Origin of the sequence: Streptomyces sp. NPDC048258, from assembly GCF_043201995.1 — a bacterium.
GTDB lineage: Bacteria > Actinomycetota > Actinomycetes > Streptomycetales > Streptomycetaceae > Streptomyces.
This window is the reverse complement of the sequence record NZ_JBICZH010000001.1, coordinates 304,689-324,486: the sequence shown is the minus strand read 5'-3', so window position 1 is coordinate 324,486 and position 19,798 is coordinate 304,689. Positions and strand designations below refer to the sequence as shown.

Here is a 19,798-nt window from a genome sequence, read left to right as displayed (position 1 = left end):
GCCCGGTCGTGGTGGACCGGTCGTGGTGGACCGGTCGTGGCGGACCGGTCGTAGCGGACCGGTCGTAGCGGACAGTTCGTAGGGGACCGGTTCTAGCGGGACTGGCAGCCCGGGCACCAGAAGAGGTTGCGGGCGGCGAGATCGGCGGTGCGGATCTCGCCCCCGCAGATGTGGCAGGGCATGTTCGCCCTGCGGTAGACGTACACCTCACCGCCGTGGTCGTCCACCCGCGGCGGGCGGCCCATGGCCTCGGGCAGGTGCTCGTCGCGGACGGTGTCGATCCGGTTGTTCCGCACGCCCTCGCGCATGAGCGCGGCGAGGTCCGTCCACATGGCGTCCCACTCGGCGCGGGTGAGGTCCTTGCCCAGGCGGTACGGGTCGATGCCGTGCCGGAAGAGGACCTCGGCGCGGTAGACGTTGCCGATGCCCGCGACGATCTTCTGGTCCATCAGCAGGGCCGCGATCGTGGTGCGGGAGCGGGAGATCCGCCGCCAGGCCCGGTCCGGGTCGTCGGACGGCCGCAGCGGGTCGGGGCCGAGCCGGTCGTGTATCGCCTTCTTCTCGCCCTCGCCGATCAGCGCGCAGGCGGTGGGCCCGCGCAGGTCGGCGTAGTGCTGCTCGTTCAGCAGGCGCAGCCGGACCGTGTCGGTCGCGGGCGGCGCCGGGGCGGGGCCGAAGCCGAGCTTGCCGAAGAGGCCGAGGTGGATGTGGACCCAGGCGTCGCCCAGCTCCAGGAAGAGGTGCTTGCCGTGCGCCTCGGCGCTCTCCAGCTCGCGCCCGTCGAGCAGGGCCGCGCTCTCCGCGAAGCGGCCCTGCGGGCTGCTCACCCGGACCGGGCGGGTGGCGAACCGCTCGGTGTGGTCCTGGGCGAGGCGGTGGATCGTATGCCCCTCGGGCACGGCGGTACTCCTCGGACGGAACGGACACGAAAACGGCCGTGCCGCCCTCCGGGGGCGGCACGGCCGGGAGGCGGGATCAGCCCTGCGGGTGGTGGGCGGGGATCGGGGGCAGCTCGCCGGTCTGCTCGTAGGCGGAGAGCATGTCGATGCGGCGCGTGTGGCGCTCCTCGTCGGAGTACGGGGTCGCCAGGAAGGCCTCGATGAAGCTGACGGCCTCGTCCTGCGTGTGCATCCGGCCGCCGACGGAGATCACGTTGGCGTTGTTGTGCTCGCGGCCGAGCTTCGCGGTCTCCACGCTCCAGGCGAGGATGGCGCGGACGCCCTTGACCTTGTTCGCGGCGATCTGCTCGCCGTTGCCGGAGCCGCCGATCACGATGCCGAGGCTGTCGGCGTCCGCGGCGGTCTTCTCCGCGGCGCGGAGGCAGAACGGCGGGTAGTCGTCCACCGCGTCGTAGATGTGGGGCCCACAGTCGACGGGCTCGTGGCCGTTGTTCTTGAGCCAGTCCACCAGGTGGTTCTTGAGCTCAAAGCCGGCATGGTCGGATCCGAGATACACGCGCATGGAACGAGTGTGGCACGAGGGCCCCCGTCGGACCCCGGCAGGGTGTCGCGTAAGTCACTTCTAAAGCTCAAGTAAACCCAAAGACCGCAGATGGGACAGGGCGGACCGGGGTCCTGGACGTTCGTCCTTACGCAACGATCCGGATTGGGGTCTTCCGCCCTGCGTTCATCTCAGGTTTGAATGCCGGGGCTCGCAACCCGAGAACCTAAGGATCCGTCCATGAGCTCCACGACGACCCTTCAGAAGGAAGGCGACCCCATCGGCAACACCGGTGACGGTCAGCCCTCCGACGGTCTGAAGGCCGGTCTCAAGAACCGCCACCTGTCCATGATCGCCATCGGCGGTGTCATCGGCGCCGGCCTCTTCGTCGGTTCCGGTGGCGGCATCGCCAAGGCCGGCCCCGCCATCCTGATCTCCTACGCGCTGGTCGGCGCGATGGTCGTCTTCGTGATGCGGATGCTGGGCGAGATGGCCGCCGCCAGCCCGAACTCGGGCTCCTTCTCCGCCTACGCCGACCGCGCGCTCGGCCGCTGGGCCGGCTTCTCCATCGGCTGGCTGTACTGGTTCTTCTGGGTCGTCGTCCTGGCCGTGGAGGCCACCGCCGGTGCCTCGATCCTGGAGGGCTGGATCCCGGCCGTCCCGCAGTGGGCCTGGGCCCTGATCGTGATGGCGGTCCTGACCGTCACCAACCTCGGCTCCGTCGCCTCCTACGGCGAGTTCGAGTTCTGGTTCGCCGGCATCAAGGTCGTCGCCATCGGCGCCTTCGTGATCATCGGCATGCTGGCCGTCTTCGGCGTGCTGCCGGGCTCCGACAACCCGGGTGCGGGCTTCGCCCACCTGACCGACGCGGGCGGCTTCTTCCCCAACGGCTACGGCGCCGTCCTCACGGGCGTGCTGATGGTCGTCTTCTCCTTCATGGGCAGCGAGATCGTCACGCTGGCGGCCGGCGAGTCGGAGAACCCCCGCAAGGCGGTCACCCAGGCCACCAACTCCGTCATCTGGCGAATCGGCGTCTTCTACCTCGGCTCGATCTTCATCGTGCTGACGCTGCTCCCCTGGAACGACAAGTCGATCACCGAGAAGGGCTCGTACGTCGCCGCCCTGGACTCGATCGGCATCGCGCACGCCGGCACGATCATGGAGGTCATCGTCCTGACCGCCGTGCTGTCCTGCCTGAACTCGGGCCTCTACACCGCCTCCCGCATGGCCTTCTCGCTCGGTGAGCGCGGCGACGCCCCGAAGGCGTTCGCCAAGGTCAACTCCCGGGGCGTTCCGGTGGCCGCGATCCTGGGCTCCACGGTGTTCGGCTTCGTCGCCGTCTACTTCAACTACGCCTTCAAGGACACGGTCTTCAACTTCCTGCTGAACTCCTCCGGCGCCATCGCGCTCTTCGTGTGGCTGGTCATCTGCTTCACCCAGCTGAAGATGCGCGGGATCCTGGTCCGCGAGGCCCCGGAGAAGCTGACCGTGAAGATGTGGCTGTTCCCGTGGCTGACCTGGGCCACCGCCGCACTGATCACGTTCGTGATCGGCTACATGTTCGTGGACGACGCCAACCGCGAGGTGGTCACCCTGTCCACCCTGGTCGCCGGCCTGGTCGTGGCCGTCGGCGTGGTGCTGGACTTCCGCCGCAAGCGGGCCGCGCTGCGGGGCTGACCCCTGGTCGCGTACGTACGACGGAGCCCGGCCCGCCTCACAGGCGGGCCGGGCTCCGGTGCGTTCGGGAACTGCTCAGCCGGGGACTGCTCAGCCGCGGCGGCCCGCCAGCTTCCAGGCGGCCGGCAGGGCGCCCATCGCCAGGGCGGCCTTGAGCGCGTCGCCGATGAGGAACGGGGTCAGGCCCGCCGCGACGGCGGCGCTCAGGGACATGCCGGTGGCGGCCATCAGGTACGGCACGCCCACCGCGTAGATCACCGCGGAGCCGAGCACCATCGTGCCCGCCGTACGCGCCGCCGAGCGGTCGGCGCCGCGCTGCGCGAGGGCTCCGGCGAGGGTGGCGGCGAGCAGCATGCCGAGCACGTAGCCGAAGGAGGCGCCGCCCGCTCCGGAGGTGCCGTCCGCGAACCACGGCACGCCGGCCGTGCCGAGCAGGGCGTACAGCGCGAGCGAGAGGAAGCCGCGGCGGGCGCCGAACGCGGTGCCGACGAGCAGCGCCGCGAAGGTCTGGCCGGTGACCGGGACCGGGGAGCCGGGGACGGGCACGGCGAGCTGCGCGGCGAGCCCGGTGAGCGCGGCCCCGCCGACGACGAGCGCGATGTCGCGGACGCGGCTCGCGGGCAGCAGATCGGCGAGGACGGCGCCGGGCCGGAAGGAGACGGAAGCGGTGCTCATCGGAGGCTCCGGAAGATCGTGATGACGGGACGATCACCGACGTTAGTCCGCGGTCCACCGCCGCCCCACCGCCGCCCGGCACAAAGGCATACTCCCCGGTTTGGTGGAGACCGCACAAAGACCCCGACCCACACCCTCGCCGACGTGATCCGCGTCACGGGGCAGATCCGACAGCACGTCCGTTTTGCACGGAAGGCCGCCGCTCAGTGAGACTGTAGGGTCCCGCCAATCCTGATGCGGAGCCCCTACCGCCGCTGGGCCGAACGAGAGTACGAGCACCCCCTCATGCGCGACCGCCTGCCCGAAGCACCTCCCCTGACGGGCGACCTGCCCGCCGAACCCCTCAGCCACAGCCTCAAGCAGCGCCACCTGACCATGCTCGGCCTCGGCGGCGTGATCGGCGCCGGGCTCTTCGTCGGCTCCGGCGCCGGCATCGGCATCGCCGGTCCGGCGATCATCTGCTCGTACCTGCTCGCGGGCGTGCTCGCGATGCTGGTGATGCGGGCGCTCGGCGAGATGTCGGCCGCGATGCCCGCGTCCGGCTCCTTCTCGGTGTACGCGGAGAAGGCCCTGGGCCGCTGGGCCGGCTTCTCGGCGGGCTGGCTGTACTGGTTCCTGCTGGTCGTGGTGCTCGCCGTGGAGGCGACCGGCGCCGCGAAGATCGCGAACGGCTGGGTGCCCTCGGTCGACCAGTGGGTCTGGGTGCTGATCTTCATGGTGGTCTTCACCGCGACCAACCTGACGGCCGTGCGGAACTTCGGCGAGTTCGAGTTCTGGTTCGCCGCCCTCAAGGTCGGCGCGATCGTGCTGTTCCTGATCCTCGGCACCCTCGCCGTCTTCGGCGTGCTGCCCGACACGGACGCCGTGGGCATGGCCAACCTCACCGGCCACGGCGGCTTCTTCCCGGCCGGCATCGGCGGGGTCGTCGCCGGCATGCTCGCGGTCATCTTCGCCTTCGGCGGCCTGGAGGTCGTCACCATCGCGGCCGCCGAGTCGGACGACCCGGCCCGGTCCGTGGCCCGCGCCGTGCGCAGCGCGGTGTGGCGCATCCTCTTCTTCTACGTCGGCTCGATGCTGGTCATCGTGACCCTGCTGCCGTGGGACTCGCTGAAGCCGGGGATGAGCCCCTACGTGGCCGTCCTCGACTCGATCGGCATCCCGGCGGCCGGCCAGATCATGAACATCGTGGTGTTCGTGGCGCTGCTCTCGGCGCTCAACGCGAACCTGTACGGGTCCTCGCGCATGGTGTTCTCGCTGGCCGAGCGCGGCGAGGCGCCGAAGGCGCTGCTCAAGGTCACGGGCGGCGGGGTGCCGCGCCGCGCGGTGTTCGCCTCGGTGGCCTTCGGCTTCGTGTCGGTGCTGCTGAACCTGCTGTGGCCGGACACGATCTTCCTCTACATGCTCAACGCGGTCGGCGCGGTGCTGCTGTTCGTGTGGGCGCTGATCGCGGTCTCGCAGCTGAAGCTGCGGCGTGTGATCGAGCGGGACATGCCGGAGCGCCTGACGCTGCCGATGTGGCTGTTCCCGTACGCGACGTGGGCCGCGCTGCTGGGCATGGCGACGGTGCTGCTCCTGATGCTGTTCGACGACTCGGCCCGGCCGCAGCTGCTGTGGTCGTCCGGCGCGGCCGCCCTCGTCCTCGTGGTGGCCTTCGTACGGGAGCGGCGCACCCCGAAGTCATGACCGGCCCACGGCCCCACGGCCCGTGCGAAGGCCCCCCGCGCACCCGGCGCGGGGGGCCTTCGCGCGTCAGGTGCGCAGGTACGAGGCACCGTTGACGTCGAGAACGGTGCCCGAGCTCCAGCGCGCGGCGGGTGAGGCCAGGTACAGCACGGCGGCGGCGACCTCCTGCGGCGTGCCGACCCGGCCGAACGGGCTCTGCGCCCGGATCCGTTCGCCCTCCTCCCCTTCGAGCCGCCCGGCGACCCGCTCGGTGGCCACGAAGCCGGGCGCCACCGAGGCCACGGCGATGCCGTGCGGGGCCAGGGAGAGGGCGAGCGACTGGCCGAGCGCGTGCAGGGCCGCCTTGGTGGCGCCGTAGGCGGGGTGGTCGGGCTCGCCCCGGAACGCCCCGCGCGAGCCGATGTTGACGACGCGGCCCTCCCGCCGGCCGGCGATCATGCGGCGGGCAACGCAGTGGGAGAGGTTGGCCGGGGCGAAGAGGTTCACGGCGGCCGTCCGCCGCCAGGCCTCCTGCCAGTCGGCGTACGAGGTCGTGGGCAGCGGGTGCGCGAGCATCACGGCGGCGTTGTTCACGAGGACGTCGACGCCGCCGAGCGCCTCCTCGGTCTCGGCCGCGAGCGCTTCCACGCGGGTCGGGTCGGCGAGGTCGCCGGTGACGAGTAAGTGGCCCTCGCCCGGCAGGTCCGCGAGGGTCCGCTCGGCGTCCGCCTGCCGGGCCGTGCAGTGCACCGCGACCCGGTCGCCCTGCTCGGCGAAGGCGGTGGCGATGGCCCGCCCGATCCCCCGGGAGGCCCCGGTGACGAGCACCCCCCGGCCCGTCGCGGCCAGTTCCCGTACGGCGTGGCCCGTTCGGTCGTCCATCGGTCCCCCTTTCGTCGCGTCACCCGCGTCCTGCCGGCAGCGTACGGGGATGATCACGGCCGGTCATCCGGCTGTCCGGATATCGGACATCGACCATCCGGAGATCGGACAGGGGTGAGACTGGGGCACCTCATCACGTCCCCCCGCACACCGGACAGGCACACCCTCAATGAGCCAGAGCACCCTGACACCATCCGAACCGCGACAGACCGACGCCGGATCCCCCCTCGGCAACGGACTCAAGCAGCGCCACCTCTCGATGATCGCGCTCGGCGGTGTCATCGGCGCCGGACTCTTCGTCGGTTCCGGCGCCGGCATCGCCGCCGCGGGCCCCTCGATCGTGCTGGCGTACGCCGCCTCCGGGCTGCTGGTCATGTTCGTGATGCGGATGCTCGGCGAGATGTCCGCCGCCGACCCCGCTTCCGGCTCCTTCTCCGTCCACGCCGAGCGGGCGATCGGCCCCTGGGCCGGGTTCACCGCCGGCTGGATGTTCTGGACGCTGCTGTGCGTGGGGGTGGCCATCGAGGCCATCGGCGCGGCGCACATCATGACCGGCTGGTTCCCGGGCACCCCCTCCTGGATGTGGGTGCTGGTCTTCATGGCGGTCTTCTGCGGGTCCAACCTGGCCGCCGTCTCGAACTTCGGCGAGTTCGAGTTCTGGTTCGCCGCCCTCAAGATCGGCGCCATCGGACTCTTCCTGGGCCTGGGCGTGCTGGCCGTCCTGGGCGCACTGCCGGGGACCGGCTCCCCCGGCGCCGCCAACCTGCTGCACGACGGCGGCTTCCTGCCGGGCGGGGTGGACGGCCTGCTGGTCGGACTGCTGGCCTCGGTCGTCGCGTACGGCGGGCTGGAGACGGTGACCATCGCGGCCGCCGAGTCCGAGAACCCCGTCAAGGGCGTGGCCAGGGCCGTGAAGACCACCATGTGGCGGATCGCGATCGTCTACGTCGGCTCCATGCTGGTGATCGTCACCCTGCTCCCGTGGAACGACCCGGCGGTCACCGCCGACGGCCCGTACGCCGCCACCCTGGACCACCTGGGCATCCCCGCCGCCGGCGAGATCATGAACGTGGTCATCCTGGTCGCCCTGCTGTCCGCGATGAACGCCAACATCTACGGCTCCTCGCGCATGGCCTACTCCCTCGTCTCCCGCGGCCAGGGCCCGAAGGCGCTGGGCAAGGTCACCGGCCGCGTGCCGCGCCGGGCGGTGCTCGCCTCCTCCGGCTTCGGCTTCGTCACCGTGCTGCTGTCCTACTGGTACCCGGACACCCTGTTCGCCTGGCTGCTGAACATGGTCGGCGGGGTCATCCTCGTCGTCTGGGGGTTCATCGCCGTCTCGCAGTTGGTGCTGCGCCGCCGGCTGGAGCGCGAGGCCCCCGAGAAGCTGGTCGTGCGGATGTGGGGCTTCCCGTACCTGACCTGGGTGGCGCTGGCCGGGGTGGCCGGGGTGCTGGTGCTGATGGCCCTGGGCGAGGACACCCGTACCCAGGTGATCTTCACCGGCGGCCTGACCGCCGCCCTCGCGGCGACCGGATACGCGCTCCAGCGCGCTCGGGCCACCCCTACGAGCCTCTCGGAATAGATACTGCTAGCGTGCAGTTGCGCATTGATTGCAATAAGCAGTTGGCACGCCGAGGGGACCGGACACACGCATGGCCATCTACACGCTTCCTGAACTGCCTTACGACTACGCGGCGCTGGAGCCGGTGATCAACCCGCAGATCATCGAGCTGCACCACGACAAGCACCACGCGGCCTACGTCGCGGGCGCCAACACCACGCTGGAGCAGCTGGCGGAGGCGCGCGACAAGGAGAACTGGGGTGCGCTGAACGGCCTGGAGAAGAACCTCGCCTTCCACCTCTCCGGCCACATCCTGCACAGCATCTACTGGCACAACATGGCCAGCCCGAAGACCGGCGACGGCGGTGGCGTCCCCGACGAGAAGGACGGTCTGGGCGATCTTCCGGCCGCGATCACCGAGTCCTTCGGCTCCTTCGCCGCCTTCAAGAAGCAGCTGACCTTCGCGGCCTCCGCGACGCAGGGCTCCGGCTGGGGCGTGCTCGCGTACGAGCCCATCAGCGGCCGCCTGATCGTCGAGCAGGTCTACGACCACCAGGGCAACGTGGGCCAGGCCTCCGTGCCGATCCTGGTCTTCGACGCCTGGGAGCACGCCTTCTACCTCCAGTACAAGAACCAGAAGGTGGACTTCATCGAGGCGATGTGGAACGTCGTCAACTGGCAGGACGTGGCCAAGCGCTACGCCGACGCCAAGGCGAACACCCCGCTGCTGATCCCCGCCAAGGGCTGATCAGCACCCCGTAACCCCTCCCCCAGCTACCGCTGGGAGGTGCCCCCAGCCTCGTGATCGTCTTCTCAACTTTCGCGTGCGGGCGTGTCCACCGGAAGGCCCCCTTGAGGACGTGACTCAAGGGGGCCTTCCGCGCGCGGTACGCAGGGGCTACTCGAAGGAGGGACCCTTGGTGCGGGTGCGCTTGATCTCGTAGAAGCCGGGGGTGGAGGCGACGAGCAGGGTGCCGTCCCACAGCCGGGCGGCCGCCTCGCCGCGCGGGGTCGGGGTGACGACCGGGCCGAAGAAGGCCACGTCGTCGCCGTCTGCGCCGGGTACGGAGATCACCGGGGTGCCGACCTCCTGGCCGACCCGGTCGATGCCGTTGTTGTGGGAGGCGCGCAGCACCTCGTCGTACTCGTCGGAATCGGCGTAGGCGAGCAGCTCGGCCGGCAGGCCGACCTCCTCCAGCGCGGCGGCGATGACCTCGCGGGTCGGGCCCAGGTCGTCGTTGTGGATGCGGGTGCCGAGCGCCGTGTACAGCTTGCCGGTGATCTCCGCACCGTGCTTCTGCTGGGCCGCTATCACCACGCGCACCGGGGCCCAGCCCTTGGGGCCGAGCAGCTCGCGGTAGACCTCGGGCAGCTCGTCGAGCTTGTTCTCGTTGAGGACGGCCAGGCTCATCACGTGCCAGCGGACCTCGACGTCGCGGACCTTCTCGACCTCCAGCATCCAGCGCGACGTCATCCAGGCCCAAGGGCAGAGCGGGTCGAACCAGAAGTCGACCGGGGTCTTCTCGCGCACCTGGGTGTCGGTCATGTCTCTCCTCAGTCCTGGGTCCTCAATAGGAAAAAAGGCGCCACCGGCTCGCCTTCCACGTCGCCAACCAGGCAGGAGTCGCGCACATTCCCCGTGGGAGGATTCGTCACAAGAACGCGATCACGCACGAAGGAGTGCAGGTGCCCGGAGAGAATCTGTCCCGCGACGAGGCCCGCGAGCGGGCCGAACTGCTGTCCGTCGACGGGTACGAGGTGGTCCTCGACGTCAGGTCCGCGGTGGACGAGGCCGAACCGGCCGAGGGCCCCCGGACCTTCCGTTCGGTGACGACCATCCGTTTCCGGGCAGCGGCCGGCGGCGGCTCCACGTTCGCGGACCTGATCGCCCCTTCGGTGAACTCCGTGACCCTCAACGGGCGCGCGCTGGACGTGGCCGCCGTCTTCGACGGGTCCCGGATCGCCCTGGACGGCCTGGCCGCCGAGAACGTCCTGGTGGTGGACGCGAACTGCGCGTACAGCCGGACGGGCGAGGGCATGCACCGCTTCGTGGACCCGGAGGACGGCGAGGTCTACCTGTACACCCAGTACGAGCCGGCGGACGCCCGGCGGGTGTACGCGAACTTCGAGCAGCCGGACCTGAAGGCGCCGTACCGCTTCGAGGTGACCGCGCCCGAGGGCTGGCAGGTGTGGAGCAACGGCGCGGAGGAGTCCCGGGAGGCCGGGGTCTGGCGGTTCGCCGAGACCCGGCCGATCTCCACGTACATCACGTGCGTGGTCGCGGGCCCGTACCACTACGTGACGGACTCCTACACGCGCGGGGACCTGACCATCCCGCTCGGCGCGATGTGCCGCAAGGGGCTGGCGAAGCACTTCGACGCGGACGACGTCTTCCTGGTCACCAAGCAGGGCTTCGACCTCTTCCACGAGCTGTTCGACTACCCGTACCCGTTCGGCAAGTACGACCAGGCCTTCGTGCCGGAGTACAACCTGGGCGCGATGGAGAACCCGGGGATGGTGACCTTCCGGGAGGAGTACATCTTCCGCGGCAAGGTCACGCAGGCCTCGTACGAGCGGCGCGCGAACGTGATCCTGCACGAGATGGCGCACATGTGGTTCGGCGACCTCGTCACCATGAAGTGGTGGGACGACCTGTGGCTGAAGGAGTCCTTCGCCGACTTCATGGGCTCCTTCGGACTGGTCGAGGCGACCCGCTTCGACCAGGCGTGGGTCACCTTCGCCAACAGTCGCAAGGCGTGGGCCTACCGCGCCGACCAGCTGCCGTCCACGCACCCGATCACGGCCGACATCCGTGACCTGGAGGACGCGAAGCTGAACTTCGACGGGATCACGTACGCCAAGGGCGCGGCGGTCCTCAAGCAGCTGGTCGCCTATGTGGGGCGGGAGGCGTTCCTGGAGGGCGCGCGGCGCTACTTCAAGGCCAACGCGTACGGGAACACCACGCTGGACGACCTGCTGTCGGTGCTCGCGGAGGTCTCCGGGCGGGACATGGCCGAGTGGTCACGGGCCTGGCTGCAGACGGCGGGCGTGAACGTGCTGACCCCGGTGGTGACCTGCGACGCGGGCGGGCGCGTGACCGAGCTCGCGGTGGTGCAGGAGGGCGAGGAGCTGCGGCCGCACCGGGTCGCGGTCGGCCTGTACCGGCTGGAGTCCGACGGCACCCTGGTCCGCTACGCGCGGGCCGCGACGGACATGTCGGGCGCGCGGACCGTGGTCGCGGAGCTGGCGGGCCGGGAGCGGCCCGACCTGGTCCTGGTCAACGACGAGGACCTCACGTACTGCAAGATCCGCTTCGACGAGACCTCGCTGGCCACGCTGCGGGCGCACCTGGGCGACCTCACCGATCCGCTGGCGCGGGCGCTGAGCTGGTCGGCCCTGTGGAACCTGACGCGGGACGGGCTGATGCCCGCGCGTGACTTCGTCTCGCTGCTGCTGGCGCACGCGGGGCGGGAGACGGACGTCGGCGTGCTGCAGATGCTGCACGCGCAGGCGCTGACCGCGGTCAAGCACTACGCGGCGCCGGACTGGCGCGAGCAGGGCGGCCGGGAGCTGGCGGCGGGCGCGCTGCACGAGCTGCGGCTGGCGGAGCCGGGGTCGGAGCACCAGCTGACGTGGGCCCGCTTCTTCGCGGCGAGCGCGGCGACGGAGGGCGACTTCCAGCTGCTGCTGGGGCTGTTGGACGGCACGGCCCGGATCGACGGGCTGGAGGTGGACCAGGAGCTGCGCTGGGACTTCCTGCTGCCGCTGACCGCGCACGGCGCGGTGGACGAGGGTGTGCTCACCGCCGAACTGGCGCGGGACGACACGGCGTCGGGCAAGCGGCACGAGGTGCGGTGCCTGGCGGCGCGGCCGTCGGCGGCGGTGAAGGACCAGGCGTGGGCGGCGGTGATCGAGTCGGATGCGCTGTCGAACGCGCTGGTGGAGGCGACGATCGCGGGGATGCAGCAGTCCTCGCAGCGGGGGCTGCTGGCCGCTTACACGAAGCGCTACTTCGAGGTGATCGAGCGGGTGTGGGCGGACCGGTCGATCCAGATCGCCATGGATGTGGTGAAGGGGCTGTACCCCGCGCTGCAGGACTCCGAGTCCACCGTCGCCGCGACGGATGCCTGGCTCGCCGCCCACGCGGATGCGGCCCCTGCGCTTCGCCGCCTGATTCTTGAGTCCCGGGACGACCTGTCCCGAGCCCTGCGTGCCCAGTCCTGCGACGCGGCGGCGGGCTGACCCTGCGGGGCTCTCCCCCACCCCGCCCCTTCCCGAAACCGGGCTCTGCCCGGACCCGCGCCTCAAACTCCCCCAGCTACCGCTGGGAGGGGCCCCTGGCGGGGCTGGAATTGCCCTCCGGGCAACCCAGCCCCGCCAGGCGCAAGGTTGCGCTGCGCGCACTTCTGGGCCGACCCGAGCCAAATCCAGCCCCGCCGGCGCTTGAGGCGCGGGTTCTGGGGCGGAGCCCCGGCAGCGACGGCGGGCCTGTTCGGCGGCGCAGCCTATCGGCGGTCGAACGCCCGTACTTTAGCCCCGGCTTGTCCCGATTTGCCGACGGGCGTGTAACAGGGGTTAGCAAGGCCATGGCCTGAGGGAATCACCGCGTCATGAACCACAACGCGCCCCTCCCCCTCACCCACCTCACCGGCAGCCGCCCCCGCGTGCTGACCCTGGCCCAGCTGCGCGAGCACGGCGTGACCGCCTCCGACGCCGCCGAGCGGCTCTGGCAGCAGGTCCTGCCCGGGGTGTTCCTGCTCCACGCCGGGCCCGCGACCAGCGAGGAGCGGCTGCACGCGGCGCTGCTCTACGCGGGACGGCGCGGCGGCGAGGCCATGATCACCGGAATGGCGGCGCTCGCGCTGCACCGCTTCGCCTCCACGCCCCCGCTGCTCGCCCTCTCCCACATCGACGTACTCGTGCCCGGCACCCGGCGGCTGCGCTCCACCGGGGACGTGCGCATCATCCGCTCGCACACCCCGCCGCGCCCCCAGGAGGTGACCGGACTGCCGGTGGCCCCCGTCGCGCGGGCCGTCGCCGACGCCGTCGGCCAGCTGTCCGACGCGGGCACCGTACGCCGTCTGCTCAGCGAGGCCGTCCGCGGCGGACACTGCGAACCGGCGGCCGTCGTACGGGAGCTGACGGTGGCGCGGCTGCTGAACCGCCCGCACGTGGTCGACGCCGTCGAGTCACTGCTCGCCGAGGGCCGGGCCATGGCCGAGGACCGGCTCTACCACCTCGTACGGGGCTACGACCTGCCCGAGCCCGTGTGGAACGTGGACCTGCGGCTGCCCGGCGGCCCGCACCTCGGCGGGGTCGACGCGTACTGGCCCGAGCACGCCGTCGCCGTGGAGATCGACACCCGCGCCCCGCGGCAGGGCGAGGACGACCAGTGGTCCGAGTGCGTGCGCAAGCGGGAGACGCTGGAGCGGCTCGGGGTGACCGTCATCCACATCACCCCGCGCAAGCTCCGCGACTGGCCCGAGCAGCAGGCCGCGGTCGTCCGGACCGCCCTGGCGTCGTCCGGCGACCGCGAGCCCGCCGCCTATCTGGTGGTGCTCCCCGGGTGAGGCGGCAGCGACGGATCGGCCGGGGAGCACTCCGGGGCGCCCCACCGCAGCCGCCCCGGATGCCCGCTCTCCACCACCGATTCCCCGTGGAAGCGAACGCGCCGCTCCCCGTCGGCCCCGAGCAGGGTCTCCGCCCGGCCGCTGAGCCGGAGCACCGCACCGCTCTCCCGGTCCGGGCACAACCGGTCACATACCCTTGAGGGGTTAGCGGGAGCGCGAAGAAGGGTCGGAGAGATGACGGCGGATCCACGACCCCTGACCGGGGAGCCGGTCGCCCTCGACCTGCTGAACACCCGCTGGGTCATGGACGGCGAGCCCCTGGACCTCTTCGCGGGCGCCACCGGACTCACCCGGGTCGAAGGGCTCGCGGTCTGGCTGGAGAGCACCGGCCTGGCCGGCCGCTTCCGCGCGGACGCCCCGGCCCTCATCCACCTGCTGACCGCCCGCGAGGCGCTGGCCCGCGCGGTGGCCGACCCGGCCGACGAGAGCGCGCGCGCCCTGGTCGACGCGGTACTGGAGCACGGCCGGATCCGGCCCACCCTGACCGCCGAAGGCCCGGGCGAGCGGACCGAGTTCGACGATCGGACCTGGGGTCCGGCGTGGACGGCCGCCCGGAACTACCTGGAGCTGCTGGACTCCGCACCCGACCGGATCCGCGCGTGCGCCTCCGAGACGTGCGTCCTGCACTTCCACGACACCTCGCGCAACGGCACCCGGCGCTAGTGCTCGATGGCCGCCTGCGGAAACCGGGCGAAAGCCTCCCGTCATTACGCGCGCACGCGCGAGCGCTGAAACCCCGGAAGTTGTCACACCCGATCTGGGACGGAGTCCTGGTCCGGTCCTGACATGCAGTCGGGAAGTCGACAAATCCACTCATCAACCGATGGGATTCGTACGAGTCTGCCCCGGTACGGCCGCGTTGGCGGATATACCGCAGTGGCGAGAGTGCGCCATGGCAGGTCTCGGTCAATGACAAGCCTCCCCAAAGAGCTGTCACGTGAGGAAAGCTGACCGGTCATCCGGCACCGAAATCCGGACCGTTTCTTTCACTTACCAGGGATGCTGATGACCCTCGAATCCCCCAGCTCCATACCCGGGGCCAGACGCGCGGCGCGCGTCGCAGCCGCGGCCGGCCTGGTCGCCGCCCTCGCGGCCACCGGCGCCGCGCCCGTGTTCGCCGCCTCGGGCGCCGACAAGCCGGGCACCAACCCGGCCGTGAAGTCCGCCGATCAGAAGATCGGTTCGGCCGACGCCGAGCTGCTCCAGGAGGCCAAGGCCAAGGGTGACGCGACCGTCACCGTCATGGTCGCGACCGCCCCCGGCCAGACCAAGCAGGTGGCCGACCAGCTCGACGCCGTCCAGGGCGCCTCGGTGGGCCAGACGTACGACAAGCTCGGCTACGTCCGCGCCACCCTGCCCACCGGCAAGGCGGAGGCCGCGCTGAAGGCGGCCGCCAAGCTGTCCTCGGTGCACGGCATCGACCTGCGGCACGAGATCCAGCTGCCGGACCCGCGCCCCGACACCCACGGCGAGTCGGGCGCGGTCAAGAAGACCGCGGCCGAGACGTACGCGGCGCCGGACAAGAACACCCCGGCGAAGAACCCGTACAACCCGTCCTTCGAGACGGGCGCGGTCGACTTCGTCGCGAAGAACCCGCAGGCCGACGGCCGCGGCGTGACCATCGGCATCATGGACTCGGGCGTCGACCTCGGCCACCCGGCCCTGCAGAAGACCACCACCGGCGAGCGCAAGATCGTCGACTGGGTCACCGCGACCGACCCGATCACGGACAACGACGCCACCTGGCGCGCCCAGATCACCCCGGTCACGGCCGCCGGCGGCACCTTCACGGCGGGCGGCCAGAGCTGGAAGGCGCCCGAGGGCAGCTTCCAGTGGAGCCGGTTCAGCGAGTCGATCACCGCCAACGGTGACATGAAGGGCGACGTCAACCGGGACGGGGACACCACCGACCGGTTCGGCCTGCTCTACGACGTCGCCGCCGGCACCGTCCGCGTCGACACCGACCAGGACGGCGACTTCACGAACAACGAGCCGATGAAGCCGTACAAGGACGGCTACCAGATCGGCTACTTCGGCACGGACAACCCGGCGACCGACGTCGCCGAGCGCATCCCGTTCGTGATCGAGATCCGCAAGGACGTCCCGATGGACCCGCTGGGCGGTGACTGGGTCGGCAAGAAGGCCGACTTCGTCAACGTCGGCATCATCGAGTCCGAGCACGGCACGCACGTCGCCGGCATCACCGCCGCCAACAGCCTGTTCGGCGGCAAGATGAACGGCGAGGCGCCCGGCGCGAAGATCGTCTCCTCGCGCGCCTGCACCTGGTCCGGCGGCTGCACCAACATCGCGCTGACCGAGGGCATGATCGACCTCGTCGTCAACCGCGGCGTCGACATCGTCAACATGTCGATCGGCGGCCTCCCGGCGCTGAACGACGGCAACAACGCGCGCTCCGAGCTCTACAAGAACCTCATCGACACCTACGGTGTCCAGCTCGTCATCTCGGCGGGCAACGAGGGCCCCGGTGTCAACACCATCGGCGACCCCGGCCTCGCGGACAAGGTCATCTCCGTGGGCGCCGCGGTCTCCAAGGAGACCTGGGCCGCCAACTACGGCTCCGGCGTGACCAAGAAGTACAACATGTTCCCCTTCTCCTCGCGCGGTCCGCGTGAGGACGGCGGGTTCACCCCGACCATCACCGCCCCCGGCGCCTCGATCAACACGATCCAGACCTGGCTGCCCGGCGCCCCGGTGAAGGAGGCCGGCTACAACCTCCCGGCCGGTTACGGCATGCTCCAGGGCACCTCGATGTCCTCGCCGCAGGCGGCGGGCGCCAGCGCCCTGCTGATCTCGGCCGCCAAGCAGCAGAACATCAAGCTGACCCCGGCGAGCCTGCGCGTGGCGCTCACCAGCACCGCGAAGAAGATCGACGACGTCCCGGCGCACGCCCAGGGCTCCGGCCTGATCAACGTCGTCGACGCGTGGGAGTCCATCCAGCGCGACGCGAAGGCCAACGAGTTCACCGTCAAGGCCCCGGTCGACACCGCGATCGACCAGTTCCTGAAGACCCCGGGCTTCGGCACCGGCGTGTACGACCGCGAGGGCGGCCTCAAGGTCGGCCAGAAGAAGGTCTACGACGTCGTCGTCACCCGCACCACGGGCGTCAAGTACGGCACCCGGCACAACCTGAGCTGGCGCAACAACGACGGCACCTTCAAGGTCATCGGCGGCTACGACTACGTCACCCTGCCGCTGAACAAGCCCGTCACCATCAAGGTCGAGGCCAACGCCAAGTCGGGCGGCGTCCACAGCGGCATCCTGCAGCTGGACGACGAGACCACCGAGGGCATCGACAAGCAGATCCTGACGACCGTCGTCGCGGCGACCCCGCTGGCGGCCCCGTCGTACACGATGTCGGACACCTCCTCCGTGCAGCGCAACAGCCACAAGTCGTACTTCGTGACCGTCCCGGCGGGCGCGAAGACCCTTGAGGTCGCCCTCGGCGGTCTCGCGGCGGGCAGCCAGACGCGCTTCATCTCGATCCACCCGTACGGTGTGGGCGTAGAGGACAGCGCGACGACCCAGTGCTACCCGAACTACGACAACCCGGCGAACGCGTGCCGCCCCGACCTGCGCTCGTACGCCGACCCGCAGCCGGGCGTCTGGGAGATCGAGGTCGAGTCGCGCCGTACGTCGCCGCTGCTCGACAACCCGTTCAAGCTGGACGTCTCCGTGCTCGGCGCGGCCTTCGACCCCGCGGTCAAGGTCCTGCCCGAGGTGAAGCTGGGCACCCCCGCCCCGGTCCAGTGGTCCATCAAGAACAACGCCGCGGCCATCTCCGCCGGCAAGCTCAAGGGCGGCCCGCTCGGCTCCGCGAAGGTCGCCAAGCCGACCATCGCCGCCGGTGAGACCCAGACCACCGAGGTCACGATCGGCGAGGGCGTCTCCCGCCTCGACATCGCGATCGGCAAGGTGTCCGACACCGCTGCCGACCTCGACCTGGACGTGTACAAGGACGGCGTCAAGGTCGGCTCCTCGGCCGACGGCGACTCCGAGGAGGCCGTGAGCCTGGCCAACCCGGCCGCGGGCACCTACACCATCCAGGTGTTCGGCTACGCGATCCCGTCCGGCTCCACCACGTACGACTACCGCGACGTGTACTTCTCGGCTGCCCTGGGCTCCGTCCAGGTCGACGAGGCCGCGGCGGTGAACCTCGCCACCGGCGCCACCGCGCAGGTCTCGGCGAACGTCCTGGTCAACAGCGCGGCCCCCGAGGGCCGGCAGTTCTTCGGCCAGGTCCAGCTGCTGAACGCCCGCGGCACCGCCGCCGGCACCGGCAGCGTGCAGATCGAGAAGGTCCTGCCGTAGTACGAAACCGAAGGGCCGGTGCTCGTCAGAGCACCGGCCCTTCGGTCTTTTCCGGCGCACCAACCGGCTCTGACCTGGCAAAACGGGTGTACGGGGGGTTATGCGGCACGCCCGCCACGAACGCGCCACGGGGGTTCATATTCCGGACACCGTCCGTTCCTCGGACAATGGATTGGACAAGGCTCGTGGGGTCGAACGCATGATGGCCTCACGCGCGCCCGCGTCGTAGGTACCAGAAGGAGTCACCGTGAGGGTCGGAATCGTCGGAGCCACCGGACAGGTCGGCGGAGTCATGCGCGGCATCCTCGCCGAGCGGAAGTTCCCGGTGGACGAGCTGCGGCTGTTCGCCTCGGCCCGTTCCGCGGGCTCCACCCTCGAATGGGAGGGCCAGGAGATCACCATCGAGGATGCCTCGACGGCCGACTACTCCGGCCTGGACATCGTGCTCTTCTCCGCGGGCGGCGCCACCTCCAAGGTCCTCGCCGAGAAGGTCGCCTCGCAGGGCGCCGTCGTGATCGACAACTCCTCCGCCTGGCGCGGCCACCCCGAGGTCCCCCTCGTCGTCTCCGAGGTCAACCCGCACGCGATCAGGAACCGCCCCAAGGGCATCATCGCGAACCCGAACTGCACGACGATGGCCGCGATGCCGGTGCTGCGCCCGCTGCACGAAGAGGCCGGCCTGTCCGCGCTGATCGCCACCACCTACCAGGCCGTGTCGGGCTCCGGCCTGGCCGGTGTCGCCGAGCTCAAGTCCCAGGCCTGCGCGGTCTCCGAGGCCGCCGACCAGCTGACCTTCGACGGCGGCGCGGTGGACTTCCCGGAGCCGGCCGTCTACAAGCGGCCCATCGCCTACAACGTCGTCCCGCTCGCCGGCTCGATCGTGGACGACGGCTCCTTCGAGACCGACGAGGAGCAGAAGCTCCGCAACGAGTCCCGCAAGATCCTGGAGATCCCGGAGCTCAAGGTCTCCGGCACCTGCGTGCGCGTGCCGGTCTTCTCCGGGCACTCCCTCCAGATCAACGCCCGCTTCGACCGCCCGATCAGCGTCGAGCGCGCCTACGAGCTGCTGAAGGACGCCCCGGGCGTCGAGCTGTCGGAGATCCCGACCCCGCTCCAGGCCGCCGGCAAGGACGCCTCGTACGTGGGCCGCATCCGCGCCGACGAGACGGTCGAGAACGGCCTCGCGCTGTTCCTCTCGAACGACAACCTGCGCAAGGGCGCGGCCCTGAACGCGGTCCAGATCGCGGAGCTCGTCGCCGAGGAGCTGCGCGGCTGACCCCGCTCGCACGGATGAGATGAGGGGGCGGCACCGTGACGGTGCCGCCCCTCGTCCGCGTCAGGGCCTGCGCACCTCGAACTGGAAGCAGCCGAATTCGGCGGCCCGGACGTGCACGAGGGCGACCTGCGGATCGTCGAAGGCCTCGTCCAGGGCCTGCCCGACCACGCCGTCCGGGTCGTCGCCGAGGTCGAGCACCCGGCCGCCGAGGATGTGTCCCCGGGCGCTGTACCGCCGGGCGGTGCGCCGTACGCCCGGCCGGGCGAACGGGTACGCCCCGCCGTCCGCGGGCCCGCCGCAGTCCTCGGCGTGGATGAAGACCGGCCCCTGCTCGTCGTACGCGCCCGGATCCGCGCCGGTCTCGGCGGCCCAGCGCCGCAGCGGTGCGTACGCGACGAGCGCGATGCGCTCACCGGCCGCGCTCGGCCGCAGGCAGCACCGCAGCGGCGCGCCGCCCTCGTCATCGGTGTAGGGGGCGCAGTTCCGCCCCGCGTCGTCACGTGTGCGGAGCTCCTTGAGCGCCGCCGCCCCGATGGGCCTCACCTGGTGTCTGATGCTCATGCCCTCCAGCCTCCCCGTGGGCGGCGGCCGTGTCCGGCGGGTTTCCGACGTCGCGTTCGCCTGTGGGTTACTCCGACGCGCCGCCCCGGGCCTCGTGGAAAGATG

General features: G+C 70.9%; 14 protein-coding genes and 1 pseudogene. 9 read left to right on the top strand and 6 right to left on the bottom strand.

Annotated features, from left to right (window positions below; genetic code table 11):
- Positions 1–92: 92 nt before the first annotated feature.
- On the bottom strand, positions 93–899 hold the full coding sequence (locus ACGFYQ_RS01545) for an Fpg/Nei family DNA glycosylase (protein ID WP_393738762.1): 807 nt from the start codon (positions 897–899) through the stop codon (positions 93–95).
- Between the two features lie 76 nt (positions 900–975).
- A complete protein-coding gene (locus ACGFYQ_RS01540) occupies positions 976–1,461 on the bottom strand; it encodes a ribose-5-phosphate isomerase (protein WP_362598285.1) in 486 nt (161 codons plus the stop codon).
- A 219-nt stretch (positions 1,462–1,680) separates the two neighbouring features.
- Here ACGFYQ_RS01540 and ACGFYQ_RS01535 point away from each other — a divergent pair, with 219 nt between their 5' ends.
- Complete coding sequence (locus tag ACGFYQ_RS01535) at positions 1,681–3,117, top strand: amino acid permease (RefSeq protein ID WP_393738759.1); 1,437 nt, start codon at positions 1,681–1,683, stop codon at positions 3,115–3,117.
- A 90-nt stretch (positions 3,118–3,207) separates the two neighbouring features.
- Here the strand turns inward: ACGFYQ_RS01535 and ACGFYQ_RS01530 are convergent, their stop codons facing one another.
- Entirely contained in the window at positions 3,208–3,792 is a 585-nt protein-coding gene (locus ACGFYQ_RS01530) for a biotin transporter BioY (protein WP_393738757.1), read from the bottom strand.
- A 285-nt stretch (positions 3,793–4,077) separates the two neighbouring features.
- On the opposite strand from ACGFYQ_RS01530, the gene ACGFYQ_RS01525 reads away from it, so the two are divergent.
- Positions 4,078–5,475: an amino acid permease gene (locus ACGFYQ_RS01525; protein WP_393739690.1), complete on the top strand. Its 1,398-nt coding sequence runs from the start codon at positions 4,078–4,080 to the stop codon at positions 5,473–5,475.
- Positions 5,476–5,541: 66 nt separating this feature from the next.
- On the opposite strand, the gene ACGFYQ_RS01520 is transcribed toward ACGFYQ_RS01525, so the two are convergent.
- A complete protein-coding gene (locus tag ACGFYQ_RS01520) occupies positions 5,542–6,336 on the bottom strand; it encodes an SDR family NAD(P)-dependent oxidoreductase (RefSeq protein WP_393738755.1) in 795 nt (264 codons plus the stop codon).
- Positions 6,337–6,505: 169 nt separating this feature from the next.
- Between ACGFYQ_RS01520 and ACGFYQ_RS01515 the strand changes: the two genes are divergently transcribed.
- Together ACGFYQ_RS01515 and ACGFYQ_RS01510 are read left to right on the top strand one after the other, a co-directional pair.
- A complete protein-coding gene (locus ACGFYQ_RS01515) occupies positions 6,506–7,918 on the top strand; it encodes an amino acid permease (protein WP_393738753.1) in 1,413 nt (470 codons plus the stop codon).
- 70 nt (positions 7,919–7,988) lie between these two features.
- Positions 7,989–8,645, top strand: a complete 657-nt coding sequence (locus ACGFYQ_RS01510) for a superoxide dismutase (protein ID WP_393738751.1) — start codon at positions 7,989–7,991, stop codon at positions 8,643–8,645.
- Positions 8,646–8,795: 150 nt separating this feature from the next.
- On the opposite strand, the gene ACGFYQ_RS01505 is transcribed toward ACGFYQ_RS01510, so the two are convergent.
- Entirely contained in the window at positions 8,796–9,443 is a 648-nt protein-coding gene (locus tag ACGFYQ_RS01505; protein WP_393738749.1) for a DsbA family protein, read from the bottom strand.
- 140 nt (positions 9,444–9,583) lie between these two features.
- Here ACGFYQ_RS01505 and pepN point away from each other — a divergent pair, with 140 nt between their 5' ends.
- The 5 genes and pseudogenes from pepN (at position 9,584) to ACGFYQ_RS01480 (ending at position 19,132) form a co-directional block, all read left to right on the top strand.
- A complete protein-coding gene (pepN, locus tag ACGFYQ_RS01500; RefSeq protein WP_393738747.1) occupies positions 9,584–12,139 on the top strand; it encodes an aminopeptidase N in 2,556 nt (851 codons plus the stop codon).
- 368 nt (positions 12,140–12,507) lie between these two features.
- Positions 12,508–13,467 carry a hypothetical protein gene (locus ACGFYQ_RS01495; protein ID WP_393738745.1) on the top strand — a complete coding sequence of 320 codons (960 nt, stop codon included), beginning with the start codon at positions 12,508–12,510 and terminating at the stop codon, positions 13,465–13,467.
- A gap of 234 nt (positions 13,468–13,701) precedes the next feature.
- Positions 13,702–14,259, top strand: a pseudogene (locus tag ACGFYQ_RS01490) (CGNR zinc finger domain-containing protein).
- Positions 14,260–14,532: 273 nt separating this feature from the next.
- The gene (locus ACGFYQ_RS01485) at positions 14,533–17,856 is read left to right on the top strand and encodes a S8 family serine peptidase (protein WP_393738743.1); all 3,324 of its coding nucleotides are present in this window, start codon (positions 14,533–14,535) and stop codon (positions 17,854–17,856) included.
- A 247-nt stretch (positions 17,857–18,103) separates the two neighbouring features.
- Positions 18,104–19,132, top strand: a complete 1,029-nt coding sequence (locus ACGFYQ_RS01480; RefSeq protein WP_393738741.1) for an aspartate-semialdehyde dehydrogenase — start codon at positions 18,104–18,106, stop codon at positions 19,130–19,132.
- Between the two features lie 60 nt (positions 19,133–19,192).
- On the opposite strand, the gene ACGFYQ_RS01475 is transcribed toward ACGFYQ_RS01480, so the two are convergent.
- Positions 19,193–19,693 (bottom strand): DUF1203 domain-containing protein, encoded by a 501-nt coding sequence (locus ACGFYQ_RS01475; protein ID WP_393738739.1) that lies wholly within the window; start codon positions 19,691–19,693, stop codon positions 19,193–19,195.
- Between the last annotated feature and the right edge of the window lie 105 nt (positions 19,694–19,798).